This is a genomic window from Monashia sp. HAY1-5C (assembly GCF_056755255.1).
The window spans coordinates 1-237 of the sequence record NZ_JBPGXG010000747.1 but is presented as its reverse complement, the minus strand read 5'-3'; the positions used below and the strand labels follow the sequence as shown (position 1 = coordinate 237).

At 61.2% G+C, this 237-nt stretch carries 1 protein-coding gene; it reads right to left on the bottom strand.

The features are described 5' to 3' along the window. The coding region (locus ACR9ZK_RS23405; RefSeq protein ID WP_481344304.1) for a substrate-binding domain-containing protein at window positions 1–237 on the bottom strand (237 nt) is incomplete at both ends.

Genomic DNA, 237 nt, shown 5'->3' with positions numbered 1-237 from the left:
GCCTTGAGGTACTTCGTGAAGTTCTCCGTGGTGCCGGACTCGTCGGAGCGGAAGTAGAACTTGATCGGCGTCGACGGGCGGGCGACACCCTTGTTGAGCGCGGCGATGGCCGGGTCGTTCCACGTCGTGATCTTGCCGTCGAAGATCTTTGCGGCGACGTCGGCGTTGAGGACGAGCTTGTCGACGCCCTTAACGTTGTAGGCGATCGCGATCGGTCCAGTAACCATCGGCAAGTTC